The sequence below is a fragment of the Pseudomonas sp. SDO55104_S430 genome, from assembly GCF_054070595.1.
On sequence record NZ_JBSVXG010000282.1, the window covers coordinates 1 to 6,434 of the forward strand.

4 protein-coding genes and 1 pseudogene are annotated in these 6,434 nt (G+C 58.0%); 2 read left to right on the forward strand and 3 right to left on the reverse strand.

Annotation, left to right across the window (positions count from 1 at the left end; genetic code table 11):
- Nucleotides 1-473: 473 nt before the first annotated feature.
- Nucleotides 474-956 (reverse strand): hypothetical protein, encoded by a 483-nt coding sequence (locus ACW9JE_RS27520; RefSeq protein ID WP_457328135.1) that lies wholly within the window; start codon nt 954-956, stop codon nt 474-476.
- Nucleotides 957-1,040: 84 nt separating this feature from the next.
- Here ACW9JE_RS27520 and ACW9JE_RS27525 point away from each other — a divergent pair.
- Nucleotides 1,041-1,586, forward strand: a pseudogene (locus tag ACW9JE_RS27525) (ATP-binding protein); the annotation flags it as partial.
- Between the two features lie 180 nt (nt 1,587-1,766).
- On the opposite strand, the gene ACW9JE_RS27530 reads toward ACW9JE_RS27525, so the two are convergent.
- Nucleotides 1,767-3,743: a methyl-accepting chemotaxis protein gene (locus ACW9JE_RS27530; RefSeq protein ID WP_457434553.1), complete on the reverse strand. Its 1,977-nt coding sequence runs from the start codon at nt 3,741-3,743 to the stop codon at nt 1,767-1,769.
- A 166-nt stretch (nt 3,744-3,909) separates the two neighbouring features.
- Nucleotides 3,910-4,830: a LysR substrate-binding domain-containing protein gene (locus ACW9JE_RS27535; protein WP_224541031.1), complete on the reverse strand. Its 921-nt coding sequence runs from the start codon at nt 4,828-4,830 to the stop codon at nt 3,910-3,912.
- 158 nt (nt 4,831-4,988) lie between these two features.
- Here ACW9JE_RS27535 and ACW9JE_RS27540 point away from each other — a divergent pair, with 158 nt between their 5' ends.
- The gene (locus tag ACW9JE_RS27540; protein ID WP_224541029.1) at nt 4,989-6,377 is read left to right on the forward strand and encodes a NorM family multidrug efflux MATE transporter; all 1,389 of its coding nucleotides are present in this window, start codon (nt 4,989-4,991) and stop codon (nt 6,375-6,377) included.
- Nucleotides 6,378-6,434 lie beyond the last annotated feature (57 nt).

Genomic DNA, 6,434 nt, shown 5'->3' on the forward strand with positions numbered 1-6,434 from the left:
TCAAAAAAACCTATAAAATCAACTTGCGACACTTATTTAAGAGTTATCCAAGAAGGTCAAAATCAAAAGCATCTGGGTATTGCGAACCAAGTTCGCATTTCAAAATCAAAAAGCATCTTGGGCAGGAGAATTTCCAAAAATTAAAACTTATGTAATAGCCATTTTTAGGTGATTTACTATCTTATGCGTATGTTAATACGGAGAATTAAAAGACGCCGTTTTTTACCTATTTCTGTTAACGCACTAAAAAAGTGCATTGAGTTTTTTATAGGTTTTTAGGTCATTTTTTTGAGTTTTCAATTTCTTGGACAGTCGTTTTTTTGCTTAAATTCAATGAAAAACGTTGTCAATAGCAAAGTAAAAATAAATTTAAGGTCGAACCTTATTAGTCAAATAGGGTTAGACCTTAATCAACGCAATCATCTGCTCATTTTTCAAACTTGAACAAGTTCAAGCTCTCAAAATGACCTTGCTTACCTATACTTATGATTTACACCGCTTTCAGCGATTAACATTCCAACGATACGAGCCACCCAAGTAATTACCAGAAGACCAACGACTATAAAGAACAAAGTCCACATCCCTTTGAAAGCACTGGCTAACAATGCAAATGGCACTACTGCTCCCCCAAGTAATACCATGCCAAGAATTGCCCAAAAACCACCCCACAGGAACCACGTTGTCAAAAGGCTGATGAGAAAGCTCAGGAGACCGAAAACATATGAGAATATGTATATAGTTGTGCCAGTAAAAACCCTAAGCCTTTTGAATATTGAAAGCGGCAACAGCACAAACAAAATCAACCCTATGCATATCCATCCTATTGATATTAACGGCGGAATTATTTGTTCGTAAGCTCTGGTAATACCTGCAAAAAACAAGAACGGTAATGCCAGCAGTCCTAGAAAAATGGCAACCCCGAACGCAATGCTCCCAGCCTTTGATAGAAATCCCATACAACCTCCTGTTGGCAAAACGCCATTCTCAATCCAATCGGGAGCAAAAATCCATTGCTAATAATTGTGTGGAATACCCCCCTACCATTCGAGTCGGGGCATATCGTGATTTCCCGGGCCAAGGAACGCGTGCGTTTTCCGGCGCGCTTTCAGCTGGTGGCGGCGATGAATCCGTGTCCCTGTGGATATCTTGGTGAGCCGACTGGCCGCTGTTCATGTACGCCGGACATGGTGCAACGCTATCGGAACAAGCTGTCGGGACCGCTGCTGGATCGCATCGATCTGCACCTTACGGTGGCCCGGGAAGCTACAGCGCTGAACCCTACGCCCAAGCCCGGAGATGACAGCAACAATGCGTCTGCGCTGGTCGCTGACGCTCGAGAGCGCCAGCAGAAACGCCAGCGCTGTGCGAATGCCTTTCTCGATTTGCCGGGGTTGAAGCGGTACTGCAAGTTATCCACAGCGGATGAGCATTGGTTGGAAACTGCCTGTGAGCGGTTGACCCTGTCGCTGCGTTCGGCGCATCGATTGCTCAAGGTGGCGCGCACGCTGGCGGATCTGGAGCGGGTGGATGAGATCAGCCGGGAGCATCTGGCCGAGGCATTGCAGTATCGGCCGGCGACTCAGTAAGGCTGAAAATTGAGTCGCCCCATCGCGAGCAGGCTCGCTCCCACAATGGATCGCCTGACACCGGACTAATGTGGGAGCGGGCTTGCTCGCGAAAGCGGTGTGTCAGCCAACACAATAGTGACTGACACGCCCTCTTCGCGAGCAAGCCCGCTCCCACAGGTTCAGTGCGGTGCCTGCGCCTTACCGAAACCGATCAACCTCAGCCCGCAGATCCGCCGCCAGCTTCTCCAGTTCCTTGGCCGTCACCGCCAGATTCGACACCACTTCACGTTGCTCGCTGTTGGCCAGCGCAATGCTTTGCAGGTTGCTGCTGAGCAAGGTCGCGGTGCTGCTCTGTTCCTGGGTCGCGGTGGTGATTGCGGCGAACTGCTGACCGGCCGAGCGGCTTTGCTCGTCGATGCGTGCCAGCGCGGCAGCGACGTTGGCGTTGCGCGACAAGCCTTCCTGCATCAGCACGTTGCCCTGCTCCATGGTGCTGATGGCGTTGCCGGTCTCCTGCTGGATGCTGTGGATCATGCCGGAGATTTCATCGGTGGCTTCACGGGTGCGCGAAGCCAGGTTACGCACCTCATCAGCCACCACCGCAAATCCACGACCCTGCTCACCGGCACGGGCCGCTTCGATGGCGGCGTTGAGCGCCAGCAGGTTGGTCTGCTCGGCAATCGAGGTGATCACCCCGACGATGCCGCCGATTTCCTGGGAACGCTGGCCGAGGGTATTGATCACCGTTGCCGTGCTGTTCAGAGCGCCGGCAATTTGTTCCAGCGACGAAGACGCCTCGTCCATGGAGGTACGACCGATCTGTGTTTGTTGGGCGTTTTCCTGGGCCAGACGCTGGGTGCTGCCCATGTTGTCGGCGATGTTCAGCGAGGTCGCGCTGAACTCTTCCACAGCGCCGGCCATGCTGGTGATTTCCCCCGACTGCTGTTCCATCCCTTCATAGGCACCGCCGGACAAACCGGACAAGGCCTGGGCACGGCTGTTGACCTCCAGCGAAGCACTACGGATGTGCTGGACCATGGTCGACAGCGCCTGGCTCATCTGGTTGAAAGCACGGGACAGCTGGCCGATCTCGTCATTGCTCGATACATTCAGACGCACACTCAGATCCCCTGCGCCCAGGGCTTCAGCCTGACGCACCAGATCCCCCAGCGGCGCGAGTTTGCTGCGCAACAGCCAGACCGCCGCACCGACCGCCAGCAACATCGCCAGCAAGCTACCAATGGCCAGACGAATACCGACGCTCCAGGTCACGGCGCTGATTTCGCTCTTCGGCATGCTCGCCACTACCGACCACGGCCCGTCCGCAAACGGCACCACGATGCTGTAGAAGTCTTCGGCCTTGTCGCTCCAGAACTCGCCCTTGCCCGGGGTTTTCGCCAGTTCTACTACGGTCGGGACCGCCTGATCCAGCGCCTCGACACCGGCAATCGGCACCAGCCACTTGCCCTGTTCGTCGAGCAAAGACAGAGAGCCGGTCTGACCGATGCGGAAGCGCTTGAGGTTTTCGAACTGGGCCTTCTGCGCGTCGGTGTAATCGAAACCGACGTACAGCACCGCAATCACCTTGCCGCTGCTGTCCCGAACCGGGGTGTACTGCGACATGTAAAAGCGTTCAAACAGCAGCGAACGTCCCACGAAACTTTGCCCCGCCATCAGGCGCGCGTAGGCCGGGTTTGCGTGATCCAGCACGGTGCCAATGGCACGGCTGCCGTCCTGCTTGCTGACGTTGGTGCTGACCCGAATGAAATCCTCGCCGCTGCGCACGAACACCGTGGCCACGCCCGCAGTCATCTGCTTGAACTGGTCCACTTCCTTGAAGTTGTTGTTGAGCACTTCACTGCCCAGGTGCAGACCCGGCGTCTGCACGCCCGCCACGGTCACCGGCTGATCCGGATGCACACTCAGACCTTCACCGAAGCGCTTCTCGAACAACCCGGCCAGACGCTGGGTGCTTTCACGCAAGGTGGCGTGGAAGGTGGTCAATTGGTCGGCCAGCAACCGGGCCTCACTGGCCAGGTGTTCTTCGCGGGTGGCGAGGTTGGCGGAGTCCAGCGAACGCAGGGCGAACAAGGTACTGCCGGTGATGACGACCGCCAGAATCACAGCGAGGGCAACGCCCAGCTGTGAGGCGATCCGGGCACGGGGATGAGACATGACTGCTCCTGGCCGAGCAACCGGATCATCCTGATCTCGATAGACGCTCAGCAAAATTTCTAATAATTGGGGGTGGCGCGTCGGACCTGCACGAGGGTCCCACAAGCAGATTTTCGGCGGCGCGCGGGAATACTTGAGTGATTAATAGGGATATGGCTCGAACGTTTCAGCCAAGACGTACGACATCAGGCAATTCCATGGCCCGGACCTCGTTTTGCAGGAAGTCGCTGAGCCTTCGCATGCGCTCGCCACCCGGACGGGTTTTCGGCCAGACCAGATAATATTTCTCACCACTGGCGACTGCCGTCGGCCAAGGCAAGCTCAAGCGACCTTGCGCCACGTCCTCAGCGACCATCAGCAGATCACCCATGGAGACGCCATAACCCCGCGCGGCGGCGATCATGCCCAACTCCAGCGTATCGAACACCTGTCCACCCTTGAGCGACACCTGTTCAGCCATGCCCATGCGTTCCAGCCAGTTGCGCCAGTCACGCCGGTCCGGTGTGGGGTGTAGCAGTTCGGTGTTGGCCAGGCGCTCGGCATCCCAAGGCGGATCGACCGGCAAATTCGGCGCCCCCACCGGAATCAATTCCTCAGGGAACAGGTAACTGGCCTCCCAGTCCGGCGGGAAATGGCCATTGCTCAGCAACACCGCGCAATCAAACGGTTCTTCGTTGAAGTCCACCGAATCGATGTCCATCCAGGCGCTGGTCAACTGCACTTCATTGCCCGGCTGCAAATGACGGAAGCGACTCAGGCGCGCCAGCAACCAGCGCATGGTCAGGGTCGACGGCGCTTTCATGCGCAGGATGTCGTCTTCGGCGCGCAAGGTATTACAGGCGCGCTCCAGTGCCGTGAAGCCTTCGCGGATCCCCGGCAACAGCAGGCGGGCCGACTCGGTGAGCTGCAGGTGACGACCGCTGCGGTGAAACAGGCGGCAGGCGAAATGCTCTTCGAGGGTGCGGATATGCCGGCTGACTGCGCTCTGGGTAATCGACAATTCCTCCGCGGCGCGTGTGAAAGAACTATGTCGCGCCGCCGCTTCAAATGCGCGCAGGGCATACAAGGGCGGAAGACGACGGGACATCAGGAAAGCTCCTACAAAGGGAATCGCTTACCCTAACAGAATCTTCCTTGCATGAGTTTGACTCATGCCATCCATCCTTTTTATCCCTTTGTGCAAAGCCCGCAGAGCGCAGAGAATCGATCCTTTCCTGTCCACTTTTACTCTCGAGCGTGATGACCATGCAGCATCCAGCACGTACTGAACTCTGGGCCATATTGCGGTTGTCGGGGCCGCTGATCGCCTCGCAGTTGGCGCACATGCTGATGGTCCTCACCGACACCCTGATGATGGCGCGCCTGAGCCCCGAAGCGCTGGCCGGCGGTTCGCTGGGTGCGGCTAGCTATTCGTTCGTGTCGATTTTCTGCATCGGCGTGATTGCCGCGGTCGGCACCCTGGTGGCGATCCGTCAGGGCGCGGGGGATATTCTCGGCGCGGCACGGCTGACCCAGGCAGGTGTCTGGCTGGCGTGGTTGATGGCGATTGGTGGCGGGCTGCTGCTTTGGAACCTCAAACCGGTGCTGCTGCTGTTCGGCCAGACGCCGACCAACGTCGAGGCGGCCGGGCAATTTCTGGTGTTCCTGCCCTTCGCCCTGCCCGGATACCTTACCTTCATGGCCCTGCGCGGTTTCACCAGCGCCATCGGCCGGGCTACGCCGGTGATGGTCATCAGCCTGGGCGGCACGGTGGCCAACTTCCTGCTCAACTACGCGTTGATCACCGGGATGTTCGGCCTGCCGAAACTGGGCCTGATGGGCATCGGTCTGGTTACCGCGATTGTCGCCAACCTCATGGCCCTGGCGCTGGCCTGGCACATTCGCCGGCATCCGGCCTACGACGCCTATCCGCTGCGCCATGGCCTGCTGAAACTCAACCGGCAATACCTGAAGGAGCTGTGGCGCCTGGGCCTGCCCATCGGCGGCACCTACGCAGTGGAAGTCGGGCTGTTTGCGTTCGCCGCGCTGTGCATGGGCACCATGGGCAGTACGCAATTGGCGGCGCATCAGATCGCTCTGCAAATCGTGTCGGTGGCGTTCATGGTGCCGGCGGGGATTTCCTATGCGATCACCATGCGCATCGGCCAGCACTACGGCGCCGGGCAATTGCAGGATGCGCGACTGGCCGGGCGGGTCGGCATCGGCTTCGGCGCAGTGGCGATGCTCTGTTTCGCGATGGTGTTCTGGCTGTTGCCGAACCAGCTGATCGGCCTATTCCTGGACCACAACGACCCGGCGTTCCGGGAGGTCATCAACCTGGCCGTGAGCCTGTTGGCGGTGGCCGCATGGTTCGAGCTGTTCGACGGCACGCAAACCATCGCCATGGGCTGCATTCGCGGTCTAAAGGACGCCAAGACCACCTTCCTGGTGGGGCTGGCCTGCTATTGGCTGATTGGCGCACCGGCGGCGTGGTGGATGGCGTTCCACCTGCACTGGGGGCCGACGGGGGTCTGGTGGGGCCTGGCGCTGGGGCTGGCGTGCTCGGCGATCAGCCTGACGCTGGCGTTTGAGTGGAAGATGAAGCGGATGATCAAGCGTGAGCCGGTCACAGCACAAAACTTCGAGGTCGCATAAACCCTTGTAGGAGCGAGGCTTGCCCGCGAAGGCGGTGTGTCAGTCAAAGTCTATGTC

What these genes read in the sequence shown, in the direction of transcription:
- ACW9JE_RS27520 (WP_457328135.1), bottom strand. Translation starts at nt 956, where the DNA reads ATGGGATTTCTATCAAAGGCTGGGAGCATTGCGTTCGGGGTTGCCATT.
- ACW9JE_RS27530 (WP_457434553.1), bottom strand. Translation starts at nt 3,743, where the DNA reads ATGTCTCATCCCCGTGCCCGGATCGCCTCACAGCTGGGCGTTGCCCTC.
- ACW9JE_RS27535 (WP_224541031.1), bottom strand. Translation starts at nt 4,830, where the DNA reads ATGTCCCGTCGTCTTCCGCCCTTGTATGCCCTGCGCGCATTTGAAGCG.
- ACW9JE_RS27540 (WP_224541029.1), top strand. Translation starts at nt 4,989, where the DNA reads ATGCAGCATCCAGCACGTACTGAACTCTGGGCCATATTGCGGTTGTCG.